Source organism: Vibrio sp. ER1A (assembly GCF_000733315.1).
Classification (GTDB): Bacteria; Pseudomonadota; Gammaproteobacteria; order Enterobacterales; family Vibrionaceae; genus Vibrio; species Vibrio mediterranei.
This window is the reverse complement of the sequence record NZ_JPJA01000086.1, coordinates 274038-300282: the sequence shown is the minus strand read 5'-3', so window position 1 is coordinate 300282 and position 26245 is coordinate 274038. Positions and strand designations below refer to the sequence as shown.

General features: G+C 42.1%; 22 protein-coding genes. 9 read left to right on the top strand and 13 right to left on the bottom strand.

Annotation, left to right across the window (positions count from 1 at the left end; translation table 11 throughout):
* Nucleotides 1-155: 155 nt before the first annotated feature.
* From HW45_RS08900 to HW45_RS08880, 5 genes are all read left to right on the top strand, one after another.
* Nucleotides 156-1424: an amino acid deaminase gene (locus tag HW45_RS08900; protein WP_038226422.1), complete on the top strand. Its 1269-nt coding sequence runs from the start codon at nt 156-158 to the stop codon at nt 1422-1424.
* Between the two features lie 10 nt (nt 1425-1434).
* Entirely contained in the window at nt 1435-2298 is an 864-nt protein-coding gene (locus tag HW45_RS08895; RefSeq protein ID WP_038226420.1) for a MurR/RpiR family transcriptional regulator, read from the top strand.
* Nucleotides 2299-2436: 138 nt separating this feature from the next.
* The gene (locus HW45_RS08890; RefSeq protein ID WP_006069087.1) at nt 2437-2646 is read left to right on the top strand and encodes a hypothetical protein; all 210 of its coding nucleotides are present in this window, start codon (nt 2437-2439) and stop codon (nt 2644-2646) included.
* On the top strand, nt 2624-3847 hold the full coding sequence (locus HW45_RS08885) for an alpha/beta hydrolase (protein WP_051867935.1): 1224 nt from the start codon (nt 2624-2626) through the stop codon (nt 3845-3847). Before HW45_RS08890 ends, HW45_RS08885 begins: the two co-directional genes overlap by 23 nt.
* A gap of 171 nt (nt 3848-4018) precedes the next feature.
* Entirely contained in the window at nt 4019-5917 is a 1899-nt protein-coding gene (locus HW45_RS08880) for a tetratricopeptide repeat-containing diguanylate cyclase (RefSeq protein ID WP_152559655.1), read from the top strand.
* 31 nt (nt 5918-5948) lie between these two features.
* Here the strand turns inward: HW45_RS08880 and HW45_RS08875 are convergent, their stop codons facing one another.
* On the bottom strand, nt 5949-6959 hold the full coding sequence (locus HW45_RS08875) for an AraC family transcriptional regulator (protein WP_038227692.1): 1011 nt from the start codon (nt 6957-6959) through the stop codon (nt 5949-5951).
* A gap of 125 nt (nt 6960-7084) precedes the next feature.
* On the opposite strand from HW45_RS08875, the gene HW45_RS08870 reads away from it, so the two are divergent.
* The 4 genes from HW45_RS08870 to HW45_RS08855 all read left to right on the top strand — a co-directional run bounded on the left by HW45_RS08870 (nt 7085) and on the right by HW45_RS08855 (nt 11463).
* Nucleotides 7085-7405: a hypothetical protein gene (locus HW45_RS08870; protein WP_038226416.1), complete on the top strand. Its 321-nt coding sequence runs from the start codon at nt 7085-7087 to the stop codon at nt 7403-7405.
* The gene (locus HW45_RS08865) at nt 7399-8622 is read left to right on the top strand and encodes an HlyD family secretion protein (RefSeq protein ID WP_006069092.1); all 1224 of its coding nucleotides are present in this window, start codon (nt 7399-7401) and stop codon (nt 8620-8622) included. Before HW45_RS08870 ends, HW45_RS08865 begins: the two co-directional genes overlap by 7 nt.
* Nucleotides 8623-8791: 169 nt before the next feature.
* Nucleotides 8792-9442, top strand: a complete 651-nt coding sequence (gene elbB, locus HW45_RS08860) for an isoprenoid biosynthesis glyoxalase ElbB (protein ID WP_038226415.1) — start codon at nt 8792-8794, stop codon at nt 9440-9442.
* Between the two features lie 179 nt (nt 9443-9621).
* Entirely contained in the window at nt 9622-11463 is a 1842-nt protein-coding gene (locus tag HW45_RS08855) for a DUF3413 domain-containing protein (protein WP_038226414.1), read from the top strand.
* A 39-nt stretch (nt 11464-11502) separates the two neighbouring features.
* On the opposite strand, the gene HW45_RS08850 is transcribed toward HW45_RS08855, so the two are convergent.
* From HW45_RS08850 to HW45_RS08795, 12 genes are all read right to left on the bottom strand, one after another.
* Nucleotides 11503-12861: an alpha-amylase family protein gene (locus HW45_RS08850; RefSeq protein ID WP_038226413.1), complete on the bottom strand. Its 1359-nt coding sequence runs from the start codon at nt 12859-12861 to the stop codon at nt 11503-11505.
* A gap of 339 nt (nt 12862-13200) precedes the next feature.
* Entirely contained in the window at nt 13201-15132 is a 1932-nt protein-coding gene (locus tag HW45_RS08845) for an alpha-amylase family protein (RefSeq protein ID WP_038226412.1), read from the bottom strand.
* 177 nt (nt 15133-15309) lie between these two features.
* Nucleotides 15310-15666, bottom strand: a complete 357-nt coding sequence (locus HW45_RS08840) for a YibL family ribosome-associated protein (protein WP_006069097.1) — start codon at nt 15664-15666, stop codon at nt 15310-15312.
* Between the two features lie 107 nt (nt 15667-15773).
* Nucleotides 15774-16082: a hypothetical protein gene (locus tag HW45_RS08835; protein WP_038226411.1), complete on the bottom strand. Its 309-nt coding sequence runs from the start codon at nt 16080-16082 to the stop codon at nt 15774-15776.
* Complete coding sequence (locus HW45_RS08830) at nt 16082-16354, bottom strand: hypothetical protein (protein ID WP_038226410.1); 273 nt, start codon at nt 16352-16354, stop codon at nt 16082-16084. The genes HW45_RS08835 and HW45_RS08830 overlap by 1 nt, the downstream gene beginning before the upstream one ends.
* 50 nt (nt 16355-16404) lie before the next feature.
* Nucleotides 16405-17985 carry a hypothetical protein gene (locus HW45_RS08825; protein WP_038226407.1) on the bottom strand — a complete coding sequence of 527 codons (1581 nt, stop codon included), beginning with the start codon at nt 17983-17985 and terminating at the stop codon, nt 16405-16407.
* Entirely contained in the window at nt 17985-19577 is a 1593-nt protein-coding gene (locus HW45_RS08820; protein ID WP_038226404.1) for a hypothetical protein, read from the bottom strand. The genes HW45_RS08825 and HW45_RS08820 overlap by 1 nt, the downstream gene beginning before the upstream one ends.
* Nucleotides 19577-23335 (bottom strand): hypothetical protein, encoded by a 3759-nt coding sequence (locus HW45_RS28350; protein ID WP_051867933.1) that lies wholly within the window; start codon nt 23333-23335, stop codon nt 19577-19579. Before HW45_RS28350 ends, HW45_RS08820 begins: the two co-directional genes overlap by 1 nt.
* A gap of 2 nt (nt 23336-23337) precedes the next feature.
* Entirely contained in the window at nt 23338-23715 is a 378-nt protein-coding gene (locus tag HW45_RS08810) for a hypothetical protein (protein ID WP_038226403.1), read from the bottom strand.
* 49 nt (nt 23716-23764) lie between these two features.
* Nucleotides 23765-24412 (bottom strand): hypothetical protein, encoded by a 648-nt coding sequence (locus tag HW45_RS08805; protein ID WP_038226402.1) that lies wholly within the window; start codon nt 24410-24412, stop codon nt 23765-23767.
* Complete coding sequence (locus HW45_RS08800; protein ID WP_038226401.1) at nt 24405-24917, bottom strand: hypothetical protein; 513 nt, start codon at nt 24915-24917, stop codon at nt 24405-24407. Before HW45_RS08800 ends, HW45_RS08805 begins: the two co-directional genes overlap by 8 nt.
* Complete coding sequence (locus HW45_RS08795; RefSeq protein ID WP_038226400.1) at nt 24914-26173, bottom strand: phage tail tip fiber protein; 1260 nt, start codon at nt 26171-26173, stop codon at nt 24914-24916. Before HW45_RS08795 ends, HW45_RS08800 begins: the two co-directional genes overlap by 4 nt.
* Between the last annotated feature and the right edge of the window lie 72 nt (nt 26174-26245).

The window sequence follows — 26245 nt, the reverse complement described above, 5'->3', positions numbered from 1 at the left end:
ACACAAACAATCATAAATATTTACCCACACAAACACAGTGACTAATTACACATTTTCACCCATAAAGTTTGATAGTTTCTAACATGTTAATTATCATAGTTATTATCATACATTAAATATCAATAACTTAAGTTATGTTAGAAAGAGATTTATCAATGATAGATTTAAAAGAAAATGATAGAAACAAACAGAAAAATACCACGATACCATTTGGCAGAGGAATGAAAGGAGTACCAGTGACGGCTGAACTTAAGGCAAAATACAGCCTTATTGATGAAGAAATTAGCCTACCCGTAGCAGTTATTAACAAACAAGCATTGCTGAATAACATGGACTGGATGCAAGCTTTTGCTAACTACCATGGTGTTTTGCTTTGTCCCCATGGAAAAACCACCATGACACCAGACTTTTTCGCCATGCAAAAGCAAAAAGGTGCATGGGGGATAACAGTAGCGACAGCACCACAAGCAGAAACAGCGGCTAGCGCAGGGTTAAGAAATATCATGATAGCTAACCAACTGGTTGGTAAAGCCAATATGGCAATGGTGGCTCGTATTAAGAAAGAGACTCAAGCTAGAGTCATCGTATGCGTAGATTCAGCCATTAATGCTGACCAATTGGAGCATTTCTTTTCAAGCATGGATGCAAACATTGAAGTGTTAATTGAATACGGTGTTGCTGGAGGTCGCTGCGGTTGCAGAACAAGACGAGAGGTAGTCGAACTTGCTAAACATATTAGTACGTTGCCTCATGTTTCTTTGGTCGGAATCGAGGTCTACGAGGGGGTCATTCATGGTGGAGATGAAGAGTCTCTCGTTAGGGCTTTCTTAACAGACACTATTGAACTTGGACGCGACCTCATCAGTCAGGAGTTACTGCCTAACAAGCCTATTATCACCGGAGCCGGATCCGCATGGTATGACGTTGTGGCAGAAACCTTCGCTCATTTGAATGACTTTCAGGCCGTGATTCGACCGGGTTGTTATGTTATTCATGACACAGGGATCTATCTTGACGCCCAAGAAAAAGTCATGGCCAGAGCCGTTAAAAATGGCGGTTATGCTTGTGAGTTGGGTGGTGACCTAACCTCTTCGCTCGAAGTATGGGCATATGTAATTTCTAGACCAGAACCGACCAAAGCAATCGTAGGACTCGGTAAGAGGGACGTCGCCTTCGATGCGGGACTGCCGATCCCAGAACGTATCTACCGTGCAGGTGCTCAAATCAAAGAAAGCAAGATCATCGCTACTGATGTTATGGACCAACACACATTTTTGGCCATTCCACCGGAGTCGTCACTTCAAGTTGGTGATATGATTGCGTTCTCAACGTCACACCCATGTCTTACGTTTGATAAATGGCGTCTTCTCGCGATCAGCGACGATGAACATAACATTGAGCAATGGGTAGAAACGGCTTTTTAGAGGGAAAGTTTTGACCGTAGAAGTAGACATCATATCTCAGATCACGGAGCGCTACAGCGCGCTTCGTGATGCTGAAAAGAAAGTGGCAGATTTAATTACCGACGACATACATTCTGCCGCCAACGCGAGTATTACTGAACTTGCACAGCAAGCAAGCGTTAGTGAAGCGACTATTACGCGATTTGCTAAGGCTGTCGGTTGTCTTAATGTTAGAGATCTTAAGATCAAACTGGCGCAATCACTCGCCGTTGGGCAGCGCTTTATCATTGAACCGCCCGACCAAACAAGCCACCAAGGCATTTACGAATCGATCAAACAGGCGTTGGATATCAACCGTGCCCTCATCAATGAAGCCGATATTAGCCAAGCTGTTACCATGCTACACTCAGCTAGACAAATTATCGCAGTGGGTGTGGGTGGCGGTTCGACTATTACCTCGCAAGAGCTTCAACATCGTTTATTTAGACTAGGTTACCCTGTAGTCTCATACAACGATGGTCTGCTTACTAGAATGGTAGCTGCTACTGCAGACGCTAACGATGTCATGGTGGTCATCTCCGCAACGGGGCATACCCCTGTTATCGTCGAAACCGCAGAAATTGCTCAGCAATACGGGATTAGAGTGATAGCCATAACCCCTGCTGACTCACCTTTAGCAAAGCTCAGTGATATTGTTCTTCCCATTATTCACAAAGAAACCGACTTCATCTACAAACCGTCGGCGTCTCGTTACGCTATGCTAGCTCTGGTTGATGTATTGTCGATGGAGCTTGCCGTCAATCACAAGCGTCGCTCTCGTGACCGCTTACGTCGCCTCAAACTCGCTCTAGATACTCACCGCACAGGCAGCGATCGCCAACCTTTAGGTGATTAAAAGTATTCAAACATGAACGCAATTGTGAACTAGCGTTCATGTTTGGTTCATATTGATTGCTCTATTATCTAACCATCAAGGAGCGATGCACATAAAGACTCATCCATTTTCCGACGCTGTTTATCAAGAGAGGTCATTATGAAAAAAGCACTCCTAACCGTTAGCGCCGTATTTATTGGCTTTGTTGCGATGATGTTCAGTTTGATCATGGCAATTCCACTTACCATTGCTGCATATGTCACAGGTAATCGTATTAAGAAAGAACTCGACAAAGAGTTAGCTCAACAGCGCCAAAATATGCAAGGCAATACAATAGAAGGTGAATATGAAGAAGTCTCGTCCAAGTAGTTCTGCTATTCGCGAAATACGTTCGCGACATAAAAGAAAACTGGTCGCGCTTGTCTTCTATATTTCTGTATTCATCACAGCAGGTGTATTTGGTTGTTCTGCCAAGAACACTAACCCTGCATACCAAAAAGCAAAGGCACTCCCTGCCTATCAGCAAGCTTCGTTTGAGCAATACATCCAAGATACTCAACGATGGCTTGCTGAAAACCGTGCATTCAAATCTGACGATCATCAACAAGAGATCGTGCTCAATAGTCCCTTTGAGCTAGTGCCTGACTTCCCCAATGGTCAAGCCATATTGTTAGTACACGGACTTGGTGACTCACCCTACTCATTTCACGACATTGCGGAACATTTGGTTAAGCAAGGCTATTTAGTTAGAGCAATTTTACTTCCCGGGCATGGCAGTAAGGCCGGTGATTTGCTGCTGCCTAGCTACTCTGACTGGGAAAATATCGTTTCGCACCATACTCAGCTACTGCTTAAAGAATACGCTAACGTTTGGCTAGGTGGATACTCTACCGGTGCTAATCTTGTGACTTCCTATGCACTGAATGATGATCGAGTCTCTGGGCTGTTGCTCTTCTCTCCAGCATTCCAACCCAAATCGGAAGCAGTCAAATACGCGCGCTTTGCAAGTTACTTCATAGACTGGGCTGACCAAGACCCAGAGAACAATGTACTACGCTACAATTCGCTGCCTATGAATGGCGCAGCCGTCTACTACCAAACGGCAAAAGTCGTACAAGATAACCTAGCGACTCATTCTTTCGTCAAGCCAACGTTAATGGTGTTGAGTGAAGCCGATAGTGTTGTCGATACCACCGCGGCCTCCCAAGCATTCCAAAACCAGTTTATCCATGCTGAAAGCAGACTTATTTGGCAAGGAGAACACCCTCCTCACGGTCAGAGAATTGTGAGTCAAACGATGGTTTTGCCTGAATATCGCGTTTCCAACGGCTCTCATATGGGTATGCTATTCAGCCCTAACAATCCTTATTATGGGCAGAATGGTACGATCACCATTTGTGATAACGGTCAACGTGACATTGACTATGCAAACTGCCAGTCAGGCCATCAGGTATGGTATTCCGCTTATGGTTATCAAGAACCAAACAAAATCCATGCACGGTTAACCTTCAACCCTCATTTCCAAGAGCTTGTGAAATCTATTGATTTAGTAATGAAACCTGACTCCTAGCTACAAATCAACTGTTTCTTTTATAATCACATAGCTCTCCAAAATAGACATTTTTGTTGATATCAGTTCCAAAAATGATAATTTGACGATGATAATTTAAACATTTACAATACGACATACCAATTATTTCTTGTTAACCTATCAGTGCTAATAGCTACCCGACTGTGTTTCTTGTTCACCATTATTCTGTTTGCGTTAAGCTCTAGGGCCGTTTATGCCCAATTTTCCCCTCTCGCGCTCATAGAAGACAAACCCTACAAAGAAACGGTACTTGCCTTGAATGCAGTACGTTACTCAAGTTTTAGTCATGGAGTCGAGCTCTTAGCGCAGCTTCAACGAAGCGCGAAGATTGGACACGATCCGATTGCAAGCTATTACTATTACCTTGGCAAATTCAAACATCATCGGGCACACAAACGTCCCTTGGAAGCACGTAAAGCATTAGATGCCATGCTACAAGTCGGCATCGAAAGAAATGTGCCTTGGATAGTGGCAGAGAGTGATATGTGGTTAGCGACCTTTGATATTACCGATGGTCGCTATGATGTCGCTTTACAACGAGCAAACCGCGCACTGCTGGCCGCCAAAAAGCTGCATTACTTGCACCTTGAAGCAAGGACACACAATCTCATCGCTGTCATCCACTCCAGTCAAAATAGACAGTTACAAGCCAAAAAAAGCTATACAGCAGCGTTGGAGATTTTCCGTAGTATTGGTGACGCCGCGTATGTCGTTAAAGTTATTTCCAACATCTCTTTAATCTATGCCGACTTAGAAGAATGGGATAAAGCGCTTGAATACAATCAAGAGGGCTATTTTTGGCTCCAGAAGAGTCATCAACCGCAATTAGAACAAGAGGCGATACTCGCCCTCAATCGATCTATCATCGCTGGTAATATTGGTAGCCTGAGTGAACAGTCAGAGTATCTTGACTTAGCAGAACTAAAGGCAGATCAGCTCGGTGATGTTAGCCTTATCGCCAATGTTAAAAGCAATAAGGCATATAACTCACTTGAAAAAGGACACTACCGACAAGCTGAATGGCTCGCTCAAGAGTGCCTATCTTTAGCAGAAAAATATCAGATTAAAACCCAGGTCCCTCATTGCATTACACACCTTGGACGAGCACTGAGTTTTCTTGGTAACAGCAGTACAGCAGAGTCGTTATTGATTAGTGCCAAAGATCAATTCATTGCTCTAAAAGATCCTCTTAATACGGCAAAAGCATACAACCACCTTGCTAATTTTTATGCCGGACAGCAGCACTTTGATACTGCATATAGGTATGCTCGGCTTTATCAAGAAGAAAACGAGATCCTACTTTTCGATAGACGCCAAAAAGCTCTATTTGAACTAGAGCAAGTACATGCTGATTCCGAACAGCAGCATAAAATCACCCAACTTCATACGGAGAACAAACTCAAGCAAACTCGCATCGATTACCAAGAGTCTAAGGAAAAAATGTGGGCGGCCATTTTTGTGGCAGGTATGTTTGGCTTTTTGCTGCTGTTTAAAAGCAAGAATACACTTCAACAACAAAACATTTCCTTGTTGTCGACCAATCATTCGTTGCGCGAGCAAAGCATGCTGGACTCACTAACGCGCATACCAAACCGCCGGTTTGCCGAGCATTATCTTAGTGGTGATAGAGCTCTACCTGGCAAAGGGCATATTGCTATCGGTTTAATTGACATAGACCATTTTAAAGATATCAACGACAAATTAGGCCACGCGGCTGGGGATATTGTCCTACAAGAAGTTGCTCAAACGCTCAACAGCGTCTTGTTAAATGACGACCTATTAGCACGTTGGGGTGGTGAAGAGTTTCTTATCATTGTCCGTGCAGATACTCTTGCTCAACTGCAAGAGCGTCTAACTAGGCTTCGAACCACCGTTGAAACGACCAACCTATATTTTGACGAAGGTCGATTAACGGTGACGGCATCTATTGGCGCAACCTTGTTAAGTCCTGCAAACTACCAAAGGCACTGGCGTAACAAGCTCGATATTGCTGATAAGCACCTTTATCAAGCCAAATCTGAAGGACGCAATAAAGTCGTTTTCGCCTGAGTATTCACTAGATGAAACTTAAAAACTCAGATTAGTAAGCAGAAAGATAGTTGTTTAGGTACTGTTTTGGAGTAATACCTCGGTATTTCTTAAACATACGGCTAAAACTGGTCATGTTGGTATAACCTAGGCTCTCAGCAATTTGTTCCATAGGTGTGCCTAGCACAATTTGCTTCACCGCCTCCCCGGATAGAACGAATCCTACCACTGAGGTAAAGTTTAACCCCGACGCTTGTAACCGTCTTTGTAACTGCTGCTCCGACAGGCCCAACAATTCCGACACCTTTGCTAATGTTGGAATCCCAAAATGTCGCGAATAATTCACCACCTCATACAACACTTTCATATGATCTTGAGAGTCTGGCATGTTCAAATAGTTATCGAGATCGGCAAAACTCATAGAAAGCTTTTCTGCGGCTAATGACGGTATCTTGTTACCTTGTAATCGCAGCTTGTTAGGTAACCAAACCTCTGTTTGATTATGCCCCCATTCGATTGGACAGCCAAAATAGGCCTCGTATTTACTTCGGTTTGCCTTGGTACCTGATATACAAACACGATCAGGAACAAACTCTTCCCCCAGATAGCGCTTCAATACATTACACATGAAGTTTGCAACTCTGACACCATCATCGGCTTTTGCGGCTGCAGAAATTGAGCTGTTGTAATACGTCCACTTAACAATTGGACCCACTACTTCGCCACTGAGAAAAGCCCCAGATTGAATACAAGTAATACCAAAATTAATTCGACGAATAGTCGAGGCAAGATCATGACCTGAGAAAAACCAGCGACTCATAGAACCTAGTCTATCAATCGACATTTGGCTGACGAGATTAAGTACGGCATCCTGATCTCCTGTTATCAGCTCAATGTTCTCGTAGAACTGATTGAGAACTGAAACTGGGATCAGTGTCATTGGAAACTCGAGGGCTTTAGCTGGGATCCCCAACTCTTCTGGTCTTACACCATAGGTTTTGTGCAGGTTTCCGACCAGCCCCGCAATACCCATAGCTCTTACAAAGTGTACATTCTCAAACATATCGTCACCAGATGATACTAATTGCCTCAAAACATGTTGATTCTTGATGAAATCTATCATTTTGTAAATGATTATTTCTATGTCGAATAGACTCTCGTTTCTTCTAAATCTTATAAGGTAAATCAATGAGCCTACTGAGTGTCCCATTTGTCGGAACGAGCGCAGACACCGCATTACACGTCGTATCAGGAATCGTATTAGTCGCAAGTGTCGTTGCCGCGGTATATGGGTTTTGGCGTATTCACGAGCTTCCTATTAATAAAGCACACAGCAAAGGTCACCATCAGCTAGGACTAATCACCGCTCTCACATGGATAGGCTTTATCTGGCATTGGGTTTGGGTATTGGCCGTCATCATTGCATTTGTAGACATGGAAAAAGCGATTGTTCGACTTAGAGATATTTGGCACGGAAAAGAAGATAATACGGAGAACACAACATGTTAGAGGGTTTAGCAGTTTGGGCTCTGTTTATATACCTACTGCGGTTAATAGGTATGCCATGGAACAAGTTTTCTAAAGGCTTCGCGTATATTGGTGGCGTTGGCTGGCTAATGTTCGTTTGGGTGGGGTTGATTAACTATACCCCGATGGATCTCTCCGGTGGCTCTCTAGTTCAGGCTCCGCATATTCAGCTTCGTCCAGATTCCTCTAATGTAACGGGGAAAGTCGTTAAGTTGCACATCAAGCCCAACCAACAGATTGAGAAAGGTCAACTCATCTATGAGATTGACCCAAAACCTTATCAAATCGCACTAGATCAAGCGGTAATACAACACGACGCAGCACAAGTAGCGTTAGATAGCGCGATCCAAGATGTCGAAATATCAAAATCTAGCTATCTTTCTGCACAAAAGAGTGTTGAAACATCGGCAAGTCAGCTTCGCTCTGCGCAGGTCGATTACACCTTACAACGAAAAATGCTGAAACGCTTCCAAGAGCAGAACGCCGTGGTTAGTAACACAATCACCGAAAGTGATATAGACAAGCAAATTAGCATTGTTGAAGTGGCAAAACACAAAGTAAAGACTACCGAAGCACAACTTGATAAACGCCGTGTAGATGCAAATAAAGCACTACTTTCTATCAGTAAATATGAATTTGCTGTAGACAGCAGAAGGAATGATTTGCGAAACGCTACGGAATCTGTCGAACGCGCACAGTGGGACCTCGACAGCACCAAAGTTTATGCACCGACTGATGGCTTTGTTACCAACTTCATTCTTCGTGAAGGGCAACTGTTATCGCGAGTACCACGATTGCAAATGTACACCAACGAAAAGTATGTACTGATGCGTGTTAATCACCAAGCTATTCGAAACATTAAAGCTGGACAACCCGCTGAATTCTCTACATCCGTTTATCCGGGACATGTTTTTGCCGCAGAAGTGGAAGGTATTGTTGAAGCGACGGGTGAATCGCAAGGCACATTGCTTGCTATTGATCAGTCAGTACGTACCACTACTGGTAAGAATCTTAATAACAAGCATCACTTTGTGCGCTTGAAAATCCAAGAGACTGAAGGTTATGACATTCCGGTCGGTGCCGTTGGACTAGCTTGGGTGAGCGGAGAAAAACCAATAGGTTTTCTTGCTTTCTTAGACGTCATTCGAGGCATCATCTTGAGAATGAAGTCACAGCTCTACTTCTTCTACTCAATTTAAACAGGTCCACTTACGATAACAAATTTTAGTTATCGGTTCCCTTTGCCACCCTTAACGGGTGGCTTTTTTGTGTTTGAAGCAACTAGCATTCTGTGGCATGGCAAGCAGACAAAGAGCCTGACTTTGTCCTAAAGTCATAGTGTCTTAATAATAAGGAGAAATGATCAGCATGAAAAAAATAGCCGTCATTCTTAGTGGCTCAGGCGTATTTGATGGCGCCGAGATTCATGAGTCTGTGCTTGCCCTGCACGCAATAGAGAAAGCAAACGCAACATGGCACTGTTTTGCCCCCAACGTTGAGCAACTGCACGTCATTAACCATCTAACCGGGGAAGTGACGGAAGAGAGTCGCAATGTACTTGTTGAATCTGCCCGTATTGCGAGAGGAAACATTGAAGATGTCGAAAAGTTGAATGTGAATGATTTTGATGCGCTGCTGCTTCCGGGGGGCTTTGGCGCTGCCAAAAATCTTACTGACTTTGCCATTAAGGGCGCAGAATGCTCCATTAACACACACGTAGCAAGTGCATGCCGTGCCTTTGCCGAAGCTGGGAAGCCAGCAGGTTATTTGTGTATTGCCCCAACTATTATTCCATTGATTTATCCAAATGCTGTCAAAGGAACAATAGGTAACGACTCCGACGCTGCCGCTGGATTTGCAGCCCTAGGAGGTCAACACGTTGACTGCGCTGTAGATGAGATTATTTACGACGCACAACACAACGTGATTTCTACACCAGCCTATATGCTGGCGACAACCATTTCAGAAGCCAATAGTGGTATAGAAAAACTGGTTAATAAGCTGATTTCTCTTGCTTAAACGACCTCAAGCAGGGCCTCACCTATCAAAATACGTGGGGCTTTGTAACGATGTGCAATCATTATGTCGTTTTCATTTCAAATTTGTAGTCACTCGAATACAATACGCGCTTCTTTGACAACGCACTTATTAGCGTTATCACGATTTTAAATGCCATCGATTTTATTGGTTTATTGAACATGTTTACTTACTTAAAAGCTAAGTTAAGTCCTTACTATGAGTTTTGGATTCTTAATGCACTGCTGGCAACCCTTATAGGCGCTCGCTACTTCCTGTACTTTCCTGATGTCCCTTTTGATGGGGTTCAATTCTCATTCGCTGTAACAAGCTTGTTCAGCCATATGAGCCTACTCGCCCTTGTGTTTTGGCTGGTTGGCCTCGTTTTATGCTTCCTGCCGTTAAAAGCTAAACGCCCGTTACTAGCGCTTATTGCAACCATTGCCTTGGTATTTTTGTTTGTAGACACCATGGTATTTGGGTTTTATCGATTTCATTTGAACTACCCTGTCCTGTCATTAGTCATGTCGGGGCAAATAGTTGAATTCCCACTATCTGCGTGGGCAATGCTTGTTGCAGGAATTGCCGCTTTATTTTGCTTCCAATGGTGGGCATTAGGCAAAATGGAAGTTGGTCAATTCAGCCTTACAAAGAAGCTTCGTAAGCTATTTCTTCCTCTGTTTTTTGTAACCACATTAGCGAGCCATGGCATTCACATTTGGGCGGCAGCCACTGCATACCAGCCGGTTTCTTTCGTTAATCAATATTTGCCACTATTCTATCCAACCATCGCCAACTCATTTTTGATTAAGCATGGTTATATTGATCGAGAAGAGCTTGCTAAGAAGCAAGCAAAGGCTCCCAAAATGCAAGGCGGATTAAACTATCCTCTTCATTCAATCACTGGTGATACACCTGAAAAGCCCAAGAACATCATGCTAATTCTGATTGATTCTTGGCGTCCAGATACTGTTACTCCGAAATATATGCCTACAGTCTATGGTATGTCTCAAGAGGGACTTTCATTCGACAAGCACTACTCTTCTGGTAATGCGACGCGTATGGGTACGTTTGGACTGTTTTACGGTTTGCCCGGTCCTTATTGGCATCCGATGCTTGCCAACCAACGACCAACGGTGCTGATGGACCGACTGCAAGAGCTCAACTATGAGATTGGTGTGTTTACTTCGGCACACATTGAATCGCCAGAATTCAACAGAACCATATTTGCTCATATTCCAAATTTGCGAATTAGGGGCAAGAGTAAAGGCACCGCGGCAGATCGTGACATCGAACTGGTCGATGATTGGATGAAGTGGTATGACGTTAACAGTAATAAACCAACTTTCTCATTCCTGTTCTTTGATGCGCCGCATGGTTTCATTTTCCCTGACGATTATGAGCCAAAATTTGAGCCAATGTCGGGACCAAACAATCCGTTTGTTCGCAGTAACGACTCTGATCCGGAACCGATTTTTAACCGCTACAGAACCAGCACACACTTTGTAGATAGCAAAATCAAAGAAGTGGTCGAAAAACTCAAACAAGCTGGCACATATGAAGACACACTAATTATCGTTACAGGTGATCACGGTGAAGAGCTGAACGACAATGGCCAGAACTTTTGGGGACACAACGGTAACTTCACTGAAGCTCAGGTAAAAGTACCATTCATCATGTTAGGTGCCGGAGTAGACAAAGCAGCAAATCAGTGGCCAAAGGGCAAACTGACTACGCATTTCGACCTTGTTCCAACGCTAATGAAGAACTACCTAGGTGTCACCAATGATCTTGAAGATTACACTGTGGGCGAAGATCTTTATGGTCAGTTTGTTGATCGACCATATACAATTATCGCAGACTATGGTGACTATGCCGTGGTCTCCGAAGATAAGATCTTCTCACTAAAAGGTAATGGTCTTTACGAAGTGAAAGATGGCAGAAATAGACTACTTCCTAAACAAGAAATTGATCAAGAGAGAATGCAATACGCCATCGAATTGCTGACTCGATACACCAAATAAAACAGTCACCCCAAAGCCCTCTGCACAGAGGGCTTTGTTTTATTCACCGCTTATCAATAACTCTGCCGATCCAGCCGCTACGTGGATTTTTCCTGTTATTCCATCAACCGCTTGTCGAGTTAGAATCGAGTTATACTGTCCATCAAGGTCGACGTTGATTGATTTCGCGCGCGTCGATTTGTTGATTAGCACGATCCCCTTTCTACCGCGCTTAAACGCTAATAGATCGTCATTCGCTTCCAGCAACTCAAACGGTTCACCATGAACTGCGTGGCAAAAACGTATCACATGAGACAACTTCTGATCCCTCCAGCCTTCAACCCATCTCGGCTCCTTGTTGGTATTTTTGATACCACTAGGGTCGAGATCAGAATAGATAAGAGGTACCCCACCATCACGAGTCAAGATGTATACTGTCGCAAGCCATTCGTTAGTTTCACTCATGACAAGGTTGCTAAATACTTCATTGTTAGGAATGTCGTGTGTCACAGCAAAGGTTATTGAGCGCTCGTTAGTGAGCGCTTGCCCGAAACAGTATGGGTCAATTAATGCCGTCAAACTTCCGCTTTTAGATTCGAGCGCCTCATACACCGTTTTGAACAAAGGGAAATCATAAGCAGCTAAGCGAGTTTCTTTCAAATAAGGTTGCAAGAAAAGTTCATACTCTTCTTCCGTCGCTCCGCCATCGGTAATTATCTCACCAAAGACGTGCATGTCTTGAGTTATCTCCTTAGTAAATACCTGCTTTATATGCTCGATGGTCAAATGCTTAGCCGCATCTATACGAAAGCCACGAACCCCGAGATTTTTCATTGCTAAAAGATAAGCCTGTTGCTGCTTGATAACATGAGAACTGGTTCGCAGAGTAGGTAAACCGGGATCTTGAGGGCCTCCTGTTAGTCGACCATTTTGCACTTCCCAACGGTCTTTCCAATTCTCTATCCCAAACGCCTCAACAAAATCATGCTCATCAAACAGTGCTTCATCCAAATCGCCAAATAGCTTTTGCTGTTCGAAATAGGCACGATGCTCGGTATAACTTTGCATGTCATTATTGCTTGGATACTGTAAGTCCAGTCTAGCCGCCGATTCGTTGGCCATATGGTTGAAAACCACATCGATATAGACCCATACACCCACATCATTCAATTCCAACATCATTGCTTTGAAGTCTTCGGTATTTCCAAGCTTGTTATCGATAACTCGATAATCCTGAGGTTGATAAAGTTGCCACCACTTCACTTCATTACTGTCACGAAATGACTTCATTGGCGGTGAAACTAATACGGTCTGATACCCAAGTTCCTTTATTTCTTTTGCTCGCTGAGCCACCAGCGCATAAGGCCAATCAAACGCATGTAAAATCACATTGCTTTGGTTGTTCGTTGTCTTTGACATTGGTCCATCCCCTTTAACCGGGTTCACTACTAATGAACGAAATTATAAGGTTCATACCAGTTAGCAACTCATCCTCAAGCCACTTTCTGTTGGTTGAGGGGTTGGGCGTAGCTAAAAAAGGCAACGGAATCTTGGGAAAAGCCGATACTCTCACACGACAAAGAAAACATATAAGTGACTGAAAATTATAATATAAAAATCGTAATGGTTCACTTGTCCGCATTCTTAGAAGCTAGAGTCGGTATTTGTAACAAAATGATAGCGTGTGTATAAGCCAACTATAAAGCCGTGAGCTTGCTCACAGCTTGTAGTCATTTTGATTAATGAGCATAGTACGAGTTAGTTTTCTACTACTTTCAACCATTTAATATCATACGCATCAAAAATGATGTTTTGGTGATAGGGCTTTCGCTCTTGGTTAAGCACGTCTTGCACCTCTCTTGAACCCAAAACATCACATATGGATGTTGGAATGGTTTGCCGATGTTCACTGAAGTTACATATAGCCAATAATCGGTCACCATTGGCTGCTTTTCTGATATAAGCAAAAAGATGAGGCCGATACGTCTCTAGAATTTCCGTTTCCGCTACACCTAACACTGGCAGAGATTGACGAAGCTGAATCATATCTATTAGCTGTTGATGAATACGACCTCGCGGATCACATTGGTCTTGAGCGATTGCAATGTCTTTTTCCGAAATAGCTGGACGATTAACCCAACGAGTATCGTCAACTTTGTGTGGGTCGTTAAGGTATTGATAGTCATTGAACATCCCGAGTTCATCACCTTGATAAATCAACGGCACACCGCCAATGCTCAAATTGACGCTATTTAGCAATCTAACTCGCTTCACAGCAAGCTCAATTTCTTGCTGATGTCCAGATTGCATCGCTGCCTCCAAACCGCATAGCGATGCTAAAGATCCACAAACTCGACAATCCCCTGTCTCTGGGTTTTCTTGGAATGGGACACCATTGGCAAACGCCCCCTCAAACTTGCCTGTATAGAACTGATTGAGGAACTGACGATGGTCATGCCCCTTGATACCTACCTGATCTGCTACAGCATCATCGAAAGTCCAGCCAATGTCGTCATGACAACGTATATAGTTCACCCAACTGCAGTCCGGCGAGATAGCAAAACTTTTCTTTAAAGACGCTGTGAGTAACTTGGTTTCTCTAGTTGCCAAACTTTCCCACATCAAAGCCATCATCAATGGGTTATAGGACAATTGGCATTCATTTTTATCTATGTATTGAGCGACTTCATCTGGATGAACGATGGCTTCACTCTTAAATAAAACTGATGGAGCTGTGATCTGTAAGCAGAGGTTGAATGCTTGAATCAAAGTATGCGCTTTTGGCAAACTTTCACATTGAGTCCCCTTCTCCTTCCAGATAAACGCTAATGCATCGAGACGTAGGCCATCACAACCTAAGTTGGCCAAAAATAGCATTTCATCAGTGATTGCGTTAAATACAGCTGGGTTACTGTAGTTTAAATCCCATTGAAAGCTATTAAAGGTCGTCCATACCCATTTTTCTACATCTTCCAACCAAGTAAAACTGCCGCGCCTAACTGAAGGGAAGATCTCTCGACACGTAGCGTTGTATTCATCAACGTCCCGTTTGTCGTCGAAAAAATAGTAAAACTCTTGATATTGCTCATCACCAGACCGAGCATGCTTCGCCCATGCATGTTCATCTGAGGTGTGGTTAAAGACAAAGTCTAAAACCAGGGCAATTCCAGCTTCGTTAAAGGCATTGGCTAGGGACTTCAGATCCTTCTCTGTACCTAGCTTAGGATCCACTTTACGGTAATCCGATACAGCATAACCACCGTCGCTATTCCCCTCTGGAGCTAAATACAAAGGCATCAAGTGAACATAATTAATGCCAAGTTGCTCAAAATACGGGACCTTCTCTTTCAGCTTTTTAAAATCACCCGCAAACAAATCGACATAAACTGCCATACCTAGGACGTTTTCATCTCGAAACCAATTAGGTGTTTTAAGTCGAATCGCATCTTTGTTTTTTAGCTTACGAGAACGCGATGCGAATCCTGCGCAGAGCATTTCTACCAGTTTCTGTAGATAAAGGAAAAAATCATAACGAGTGCCATACAAAGCGTAATAGTGCTCAAATAAGGCCGGAAAGTGCTGCTCTAATCTTCCATAAAGCTCTTTCTCATCTTTTTTAGTCAATTTAGGTAAGGTGATGGAGTCCATTACCTGCTTAAGTGCTCTCTGGCTTGTCGTGATTCCTTGCATTACCTCACCTTAATCGATTAAGTCTGAACTTAACCAATTATAGAATAAGTTAATTTTCGGTATTCGAGTTTTTGTGTGACCAACTTCTTAATCGATTAAGTTCATTGAATAGAATCCAAAAAAAAGCGCATCAAAAGATGCGCTTTCCATTGGTGTTAGTTAATTCTAGATCGAGACTTAGAATTTTTTTGGAGCAAAACCTGTCATCACTTTCAGCTTTAGCTCTTTACCAATCTTCGTCATTGGATGCACTACGACCAAGCCTTTTACCGACTTTTTCAGTTTACCCATATCCGCCTGTTCTGCTTTGGTGATCTCACGAGAAAACGGCATATCAAGCAAGCTTTTACGCTCTTTGTTCATATCGTAGCTCTGCTTGTGCTTAAGCTGAGCAATCTTCTTTGTCAGTTTGTCGATTTCATCAGTAAAGCGAGAAATCAGTTCGTTGTCGCCACGCGATTTGGCACCAGCCAATTTATGATTACACTTATCGAGGCGGTTATTCAGTTTTTGTAGTTCTTGTTTCATGCTCATGGCCGGAACGTTTCCTGTTAATTATTAGCGAATAGCGGTGTTGCGAACTAAGTGCGGTACAAGACCTTTAATATATTTTTAATGATAAAACATAGAACAAAGGAGGGTTACCCCTCCTTCTTAATACTCTCTATTGTAGCCTTTAGAGAAGCCAATGTCGTGTTAACTTCTTGTAATGTTCCATTTACAGTTTCTAAGGTCTTATCGAACTTGCTTTGCTCTCTATCAATCGTATTAAATCGAAGCTCGTCCAAACCTTGTTCCTTTTCCAGTCTATTCAATACAGTTTCATGTTTATCAATCGCAGTAGTAGCTTGGTTGATTTGAAACTGTCCAATCGACATAGAAGCCACTAGCCCGCATATAACAACCCAGTTTCCTAGGTTGCTCTTTTCAACTAACTGGGAAATACTCATTACATCACCTCAAGTATCCCATACTGAAGCACTTGTACGCCTTTATCATTTTCAACTACGATTTCATATTTGTAGTGTCCACTTAAAGACATTGTTACTTCTGGGTTTAGTGTACAAACGAGTTTATCTTCATTAATCTGTGTCATAAATCTTGCGATTGGAACACCATTTCCATTTGTTACATTGCAGCGAATGCAACGTCTAATATCATTATTTGGCAATTCAACAAGTGTAGTTGTGCCTTTGTACGTACGTAAACGTTTAAACTTCATAAGAATACCTCAAAATATGGGTAGCACAACTACTACCCATTTTTATTTAATTACACCAGCCGCATTGGCATTTCATAACGACCGTCTGAAACTTGACCACGGTGATACCAACCTTTTAAGACACCGACACCGTTGTATCCAGCGCCATATAAACGACCATCTTTGGTAATCATGAACGTCAAACCGTTATCATTACCAGTAGCACCATTAACAGGTATCATTTCACGAATATTATCAGTACCAACCCAACCGAATAATGAAGGGCTCTTACTGGTTGCATAATTGTAGTGTGCACGCTCTGGCGCAATACAACCTGTATCATTTGCACCATGACCGATTAATGTTCCAGCTTGTATGTAAAATACATGGCTGAAATGGCTTGCTACATGACCACCTTTTGTTGTCCAAACGTCGGTAGCAGTCGTTGATAATGTGTACACTAGTTTAGGGTCATTCGTGGTGTTTCCATTGCCAGCTTGACCAGTGCCGTTGTAGCCAGCATAACGAAGTGTTCCATTTTCACTTAAGACGTAAATGCCACCATAACGACCAGAACCGTAAGTGACCATCTTCTTAACATTGCCAGAATGCATATTAGACGCTAGAGCGAATGAACTTCTATTTGTATTATTTTTACTACCCAACTGTCCAAACTCATTAATGCCAGTTGAATACAAACGGCCATCAGTTAATGCAATATAAGTAAACCCTTGAGCGTGGCTCTGCCAAACATTGTTAGAATGATTGCGTGAACCGTATGCGCCAGCAACGTCTTTAATTTTATAACCTGTTGGAAGACCTTTTACTTCTGTCCAAGTAGTTATCCAAGTAGTGGTATTACCTACGCCCAATTGCCCTTGACCGTTATACCCAATTGCCCATAATTTACCGTCGAATGTTTGAGCGAACGTAGCACCATAACGGCAACCAAAGTTCCATATCTTTTCAATACGAGAAGAACCTGCACCCGGAATTGGGACGATATAAGTTTGTGCTTCGATGACTGCTGCTTGACCTGATTTACCACAGCGTGCACTACCCTCGTTATGACCACTCATATGCCAGTGATGTCTGTCATTTTTCCAGTAAACCGTAGGGTAATTTCCTTCATTGCCACAGTTAAGAGGCGGTGCAACTTCAACAATACCAGTACGTATTAATGTAGGTTTACGAACGTTTTCATTTACAGGAGAGCGACCGAATAATTCACCAGAGTCATTCTGACCCCATCCATATAAATGACCACTTTCAAAAAGAACATACATTGAATGATTTCCGATAACACCGAAATCTTTAATTGCACCATGGATATGATATGGTAGACATACTTCGATAATGCCTAAGTTAGTAGCGTCATTCCAATGAGAACCAGGATATTGACACGTTCCATGATTGCTTGAACCGAAATACAATTTGCCGTTGGTTCCTTCAAAAAAGATACCACCGCCATAGTTAGACATTCCTGAATGCCAGCGTTTAACACGTGGATAATCTGTGTCTAATTGAATAACTTCTTCACCATCGTGTGTGAATATCAAACCATCTTTTAGATTTAATGCAATTTCACCTTCAGCAACAGAGGTAGGCACTCGGCCTACCGTCTTACTTCTTTTATGTTTAAGAGAACCCATTACACTAATCTCCTCGGCATTTCATTTCTGGAAGTATTGCTTTGCTCCCAGTGCCACCAGCCTTGACCAGAACCACCATCAGAACGTCCAGCAGAATATAAACGACCGTCAGTTGTAATTGCATATGACGTACCGCAATGTTCGCCTTGAGAGTTCATAGGGTGCATTTCTTTTACTTCGCCAATCCAGCCCCACATGGTCTTTGCCCAAGAAGAATGTATTTCTTTCCATACGGCTTCGGTACATAAACTACCTGTTGCATTATCGCCTGTGCCCCAGATACTTCCGTCTGTCTTCTTGATATAGAAGTGACTGTCATAACCGTAGTTGTGGCCACCTTTACCACCCCAAACATCAGCAACACTAGTAGCAGTTCGTTTAGGAGCAGCAATATCAGCAGAACCACCATCACCCATTTGACCATAACCAGCATAACCCCAAGACCACAATTCACCATTTGTCTTTAGAGCATGCACAGGAGTTGGACCACCATTGCCGTTGGTCACGATTTTCTTAACAGACGTCATACCTGAAATTGCTACGAAGCGGTCATCGTCAGCGCCTTTAGCGCCACGACCTAATTGAGACCAGTCGTTATTACCAGTTGAGTAAATAGTGCCATTGCACCTTACCCATGTAGATGGACGAACGTAAGTAGTAGAATTGCGATAACCCCAACCGTGCACTAATTCGAAATAGTTATCGAAAGTAGCTGAATAAGGGTCGTTGTAGTAAGTTGAACTTAACGTTGGTAAACCAACGCATACTTTCCATGCGCGATATAATTTGTCAGATAATGCAATGTGACCATCGTCAACACCACCAAGACCACCATACGAAGTGCCTTTGAAGTACAGTTTACCGTCACTCATTAATGCCCATACGCCATGAGTATTACCGCCGCCATTCCAAATACGTTTAATTGTCTTACCAGATGGTCCAACTACTGCAATTGGTTTCGTTGTATTAACAGTGCCACCAGTAGTAGCATTACCAGCAATACAAGTATTCCAGTTATATCCCCAACCAATCCAACTGCCATTTTTCTTTTGTGCGTAGCAGTGAGGAGTGTTGCCTTCATAACCAACGTATTTAGGGCTTTCTACTCTAGCAATATCAGACGCTACAAAGGTAGGTTTGCGAATTGGAGTTGTAGTATTACCAACTCCACATTCACCTTGTGCATTTTCACCCCATGTGTATAACTTACCGCTAGCAGTCAAGAAATAACACGTATGGTTTCCAATCGTTCCACAGTCAATAATTGGTTCGTTTGGTGTCATTACTTGCACAATACCAAGGTGAGTTGCATCGTTTGTATGGTTTCCCGGATATTGACCATGGGTATTTTGTGCTGACATATACAACTTGTCGTCAGTTCCAATAAACATGAAACCATTTTCGTAAACATACTGTCCAGAGCTCCATTTCTTAACACGAGGCATTCCACCACCCAATGTAATTACTTTGCTACCGTCATTTGTGTAAATTAATCTGTCTGCAAGGTTTAATGCAATTTCACCTTCAGCTACTTGAGAGGTAGTAGGCACTCGGCCTACTACTTTAGTTCTTTTATGCTTAACACTACCCATTAAAATGTTCCTAAATCCATAACACCACCCAAATTGAAATTGCCGGTGTTTGTAATACTTCCGTCTGTTAGGAAATCTATGTATTTGCTAGATTTGCCAACCCAGAAACGGGTTTGTCCACTTTGGTCTAAAGTATCAATTGCAAATAAACGAGCATTTGCTGCGTCAGTGTATCGAATTAGATAAGTTGCAGTTGAACCAGAAGTTTGTGCGCCGCCAATATCGATTGCAGCATTTTTATCAGCACCCCATGAAGTAGAATCTGGTTTACGAATAATAACGCTGTCAGTTGATTTGTTATATCGACCTACTTGGAAATAACCTTCGGTTGTGGTTGCGTTTGAAGACCAAATACCATCGTCACCAAGTGCTGCTTGAGGAACACCGTTAGTACACCATACAGCTTGATGGCCACCAGCCATTGTTCCACCAGTAGTGTTATTCGTATGTTTATATGCGAAACCATATAACGTACCAAAGTTTGCACCGTCAGCAGGAATCTTATATGCGGTTCCCATTGACCAAATATGACCAATGCGTTTGCTGTCATAAACACCATACATACCAGCAGCACGTTTATCAGTATTAACAGGATTTACAGTACCATCATTGTTTACAGCAAGATTATCGCCGAAATGCACGTGCTTAATCTTAACGTGACCATCACTTGGACGAACAGTAAACCCTTGGTTCTCTGACGCATAAACAGTATCGCCTGAATGCCACACAACACCATAATAACTGGCTGACGTAGAAGTATTTATGTCAACTGTATCAGCCCATTTCGCTTTATCGATTGTGTCATTCTGACGCATAACACGAATGCCTTGAGAGAAGATATCGCCTTCAACGTCAAGATATGCTTTGTCAGCGGTAGACGAATTACCATCACCTTTTTCGATATGAAGACCAAATGGTGCTCTAGTGTTATCGTGTCCATTATTACGAAGACGAACATTCTGGTTTGAAGGTGTCTTGAACTCAATCTTAGACATTTTTCCTTCAACATCAGTTGTGCTATTTAGAACTAACGACGCAGTAGTTGCATTACTTCTTAATGCACCTTGCATTACAAACTCGGTAGAGGACATATTAGCAAGATATGCACCACCAGAACCGTCTGTCATTCCACCCATAAAGTAGATATTGTTATTATCATGGAAACCAATACCTGTCTTTTTGCCAGCAATATAAGTATGACCCGGAGCGTTTAGATAAATCTGACGGTTGAATCCAGATGGACCTGTTACTTTATAACGGTCAATTGTTAAACCATCATGGTTAGCTGAGAATATATTACTTGGTGCAGTAGCTTTAGATGCATAATACATCCATTTGTGGGTAGATGCACCAGCGTCATTTCTATTATCTAAAACGTATTCAACATGGCTATCATCTACTTTAATATCTAGCACATCATCGCCAGTACCCGCACCGGAACTGCGTTTAACACGTAAACCAGTAGAAGATAATCTACCTGAAACTTCACCACCAGTAGTTGGAATTGCACCTACTTCAGCAGCAGTTGGTTTATGGCCTTCGTGGTAAACTTCACGAATTGTACCGTCATTGAAACGTAATTTCTTACCTTCAAGGGTAATGTTATTCCATGCTGATGGATTGCCAATTACCAAGTTGTCAGCAGCCTGAGCAAGAATTGCAGTACGCCAACCTTCGGTTCCATAACGAACTTTAATTGCGCCTCTACCACCATCAGTAGTAATTGCTGCCCTTGATTGCACTTCTAAAGGAACACTTGAAGTTAACAACGTCTTGGTTAATGTTAATTTGGAATTGCCACTAGCATTATGGACACCACCGACACCTAATTGAATACCAGCGTCAGCAGCAGTTGAACCATTTGTTAGATAAACAAGACCACGATTACCGATAAGACCATATGCGTCCAGTTTAATTTGCTCAGCAGCAGGGACGGTGTTTCCAGCAGTTGTACCAGTAACTCTTAATGCAGAGGTCATGGTATCGCCAGCTTTAGATACACGTTTGTTATCTTCAGCGTCTACGTAATCTTTACGAGTTGCGTGAGAAGAACCAGTTGGTGCATGGTCAAGAGAAAGTGGTCTATGAGAACGTACTGTAGTAGCGTCTAATGAGAAACCAGTACCTTTACCGCCCGGTCTTAAATGCAAACTATTTGCAGGAATACTTCCTTCAGCAGTATTCTTCCATGCTACATGGCAAGACTCTGCACCAGTAGTTGTTGCACCACCAGAACCGAAGTTAATCCAAGACCAACCATCACCGCCAGTTTCAATGCTCAAACCGTTGAATGAAGTAGAAGAAGGGTGACGAATAATTAACTTGTCAGTCATTACATCGCCAGATTTTCTAACGTACTTACTTTCTAAATTAACTACGCCTTGCATTCCATCAACAGATGTTACGCTCTCAGTGTTATCAATCTTGTAGTAGTCTTCTAAAGTCACTGAGTAAACAAGACTATCGCCTACTCCATAAGGAATGCCATTAACAGTGCCACCTTTGATTACTTTCCAGAAACAAGAACGTTTGTTTCCATTGACGTCTTCAAACGGTGCTGGGTATTTCCCACTAGAAAGGTCACAGTTGCCCATTTCCGTCATTGCACCTGTCATAGCAGCCGCAGCAGTTTCAGCACGAGTAGCACTTTCACTTGCATTTTCTTCAGATGCTTTAGCATTTCTTTCTGATGCTAGAGCCTTAGATGCACTTGACGCTGCATTCGTTTCAGACGTCTTAGAATTGGTTTCACTAACTTTTGCAGCATTTTTACTTGCCAATGCATTCGTTTCAGACGTCTTGGTTTCATTTTTAGCAGCAATAACTTCATTTTTATTCGCAATAACAGTAGCTTTATCAGCAGCAACTGTAGAAGTATTAGCTTCTACTTCAGCTCGGTCTTTTTCAACTTCTGTGTGTTTGGTTGTGATATCTGTATGACGAGAAGTAATGTTTCCATGACGATTAACTACGTCGTCGTGACGGTTAACTACTACGTCATGTTTAGCATTTACATTATCAGACCAATCACTTACGTCTGTATGTTTAGCAACAATGTCAGAATGCTTAGCAACAGTATCAGCATGTTTGGTGTTAACATTGCTGTTCCATGTATTTACTTGTGAATGTTTAGTAGTGGTGTCGGAGTGTTTAGAAACTACGTCTGCGTGTTTCGAATCCACCACTTCTTTGTTTGATTGAACATTAGCCTTATCAGCATGGATATGCTCATGTGTTTCACGAACTTCAACCGTCAGAGTGTTTACTTCATTCTTTAAAGTTTGAGTAGCATTCTTGTTGGATTGAACATTAGCCTTATCAGCAGCAACTATTGCCTTATCAGCATGGATATGGGTATGTGCTGCACGTACTTCTACTGTTAAAGTATTAGTTTCATTCTTTAAAGTTTGTGTCTGTGATTTAATTGCGTTGGTTTCATTTTTAATTGTGTTGGTTTGGTCTTTTAACGTAATAACGTCTTGTTTAAGAACACCAACTTCAGCCTTATCAGCATGAATATGAGTATGGGCTTCACGAACCTCTTGAGTTAGCTGTTGTACTTCAATTTTATCAGCATTAACTTGGGCGTCGTAAATACCAACCGCAGGAAGTACATATACATTATTTGAAGAGGTCTCAACAGAAACCGTTTCGTCATTAGCAGCAACGATTGTATTACCCAATGGTAATTCTTTTTCAACCATTACTTTTAATGAATGTGAAACTGGCATTTCTCTTTCAATATTAACTTTTATCATTATTATGCTCTCGTAATATCGCGAGTAACTTTGAATGCACCGTACATGAATGTGAAGACAGAACCATCACGTTCAATTTGCATATCATAAACTGCGGTGTCAGGCTCGAATGAACCAACTGGTAAGATTTCTTCTGATAGTTCTTTGGTCATAGACCATTTGAATACGCCGTTAGCAGCGTCTACTTTAACGATTGGGAATGTAAACCATACTTCGGTGCTGTCAGGAGAATATCTAACCTGTGCTGTAATTGTATGGTCTGTAATATCTACTGGAGTTTCTTCTCCGGTTTGGTCATCTACGTCGATTAACTGATACTTGAATGTAGGTGTATCACCACGGTAGATTGAAACGTCGTATTGCGCGCGTTGAATAGACATAAAAATACCTCATGAGTTTATTATCATGAGGTATTTATGTGGTATAAAATTAGCTAAGACGGGTGCTATTAAATGGTAGATTGTGTCTTGTATATTCAGAACACGGTTCGCACGTACCGCAATGTGTTATTACACCAGATTTTAATCGTTGAGGATTTCTACAAGACCAAACTACTTTCTTTAATTCTTCTGGAAGTAGATTGTATTCGTCAGCCTTGCTTAACCCTGCAACTGGGCTAATTATTTTGTATGGCTTGATTTTATCAGGGTCTTCATTAACCAAATCGCCTTTACACGAAAGAGGCAATGCCTTTTCTAATACGCCATTGCACAGGTCTTCAGCAGTTTGTAGCCATTGCTTGTAATATACGTCAGCAGCTTGGTGTTCAAACCCAAAGTAAATGTTATCTACATTCTCGTATGCAGTATATACTGCACCGATAATGCTAAACCAAATAACGTCTCTACTTTGTTTAAGTAGCGGTGCACCCATCAAACTAATGCTACTACTTTCCCATTTAAACCTGTCACCAAAATATTTCTGTATCTTTTCAACAGCTTGCATTTCCAACTTGTCACGCTCGGTGTCAGTTTCAAAATACACGTGGTGTGCAATAATTTCTTCGTCAGTTTGGCTTAACAAATATAACATTGCTGTGCTATCTAATCCGCCCGAATAAAATGCAATACTAGCCATGATTAAGTTCCTCGTCTACACGGGCACGCAATACTTCCCGTTTCAAATGAAGTGGATGGTCTGAAAGAAACATTCTTTCTAATTCACGAATAATTTCCCAATCAGTAGATTGCAATTGCATTTGGCTAAGTGTTAATCTATGTACATCTTTAGCACGTAATTGCGTAATCACTAAACCTGTTTCTAACAGCCACTCTGGTATTTCTTCGTCAAATACAAATACGTCAGCGTCTTCAGGAAATATATCGTCTTTATTCAAATCGAATCTATGTTCGATATAAACGCCCATATCTTCTTTATAATTATCAACCCAAATAACTTTAGGGTGCATGTATATTTTATCAGAAGAAATTGCAACAAATACTTCGTTATCTGAATGGCGCGTATGTGCCTTGCATAACTTGGCAATATACACGCTAGCAGTATCAAGGTCACCAACGACTATGGTGACCTTTTTAGAAATATTATCAAGCAAAATCTCTTTCGAGTTCTGCGTAATTATCATAAGTAATCCTCAATTCTATCTACATACGATTGGCTAATTTTAAACACAGTGACCGTGCCGCCTTTCCAGAAACTATCGTTAGAGTTAATTCTCATACGTAGCAATTTGCCTTGGCTAAATGGAACTGTGCCACCAGTTAATCTAACGGTCATTTTCATACTTCCCAAATAAGACACACCAGAAGATTTACCGTTATCCCAGCTACTACCCCAGTTTCGTTGCTCCATTGCTACGTGATATGTTCGACCATTAACAGTGCGGTTAACAGTAGGTCTAGTGACGTATTCGTCTTTACTGTTTCGCCATGTCATAGTAGGTGAAGCAATGTTATCAGTGACGATATTCGTCCACGTACCATCTTTATTTTGACGGTCAATTCGGACGGTAAACGTTGCGGTAGTAGCACTCCTATTAGCCCAACCACCAGAAACCGAAGCATTAATTGCAGGGTGTAAGTTTGTCTTATGCCAACGTTTGAAGTTCTTATAAACAGTTTCACCGTTATACGATTGAGTACCCTCACCTGTCCAGTTAGCAGATACTGCACCGTAATTACCAGTGGTAAGTGTAAGGTTCATATAAGAAGTGTCGTTATGGTTAACTGTACGCGATTTGTTAATATGAATACCCGTAGCATAACCAAGATAACGAGTACCAGTACCTTTATCAGCGTCAGTTGGAAGTGTCATATCACTATCACCGATAATCAGTGCACCCTCAATTACAGAACCAGTAATCATACTACCCGTAATTGTGCCTTCGAATGTACCCGAAGTTGCTTCAATATGACCAGTAAATCGACCGGAAGTAGCATTAATATGACCAGTAATATCAGCGTTATCAGCATACAATTTACCTGTCTTATCAACTCTAAATGGCGAGTCTTCAGCCATTGCATTACCTGCACTAAATCTCCATAACGGGTCTTCACCTGACATAATTGCAATATTATTACCACTGCCCGCACTAATAGAAGTAGCAGAAGAAATATGATGGCCTTGAATTGCACCAGCAGAAATATTACTTGCTGTTAGCCCTTCGATTAATGCAGTCTTGATAATTGTCTTACCAGTAGCAGAATCTACTTGGAATACAGCTTGGTCACCAGCTTTAGAGCTAATTCTAAACTTATCAGCAATAACGTCGAAAGTAGAAGTTTCACCATCATTACCCATAATAAGACCAGAAACCTTACCATTAACGTCGTGTTTGATTTGTGTTAGCGCCTCAACCTTGCCATCAGTAGTAGCAGTCACTTGGTTTAGGGTATTAATGCTTGCCTTGTTCTTACCAATTTCAGCAGTTAATTGGCTTTGTTGCCGAATTCA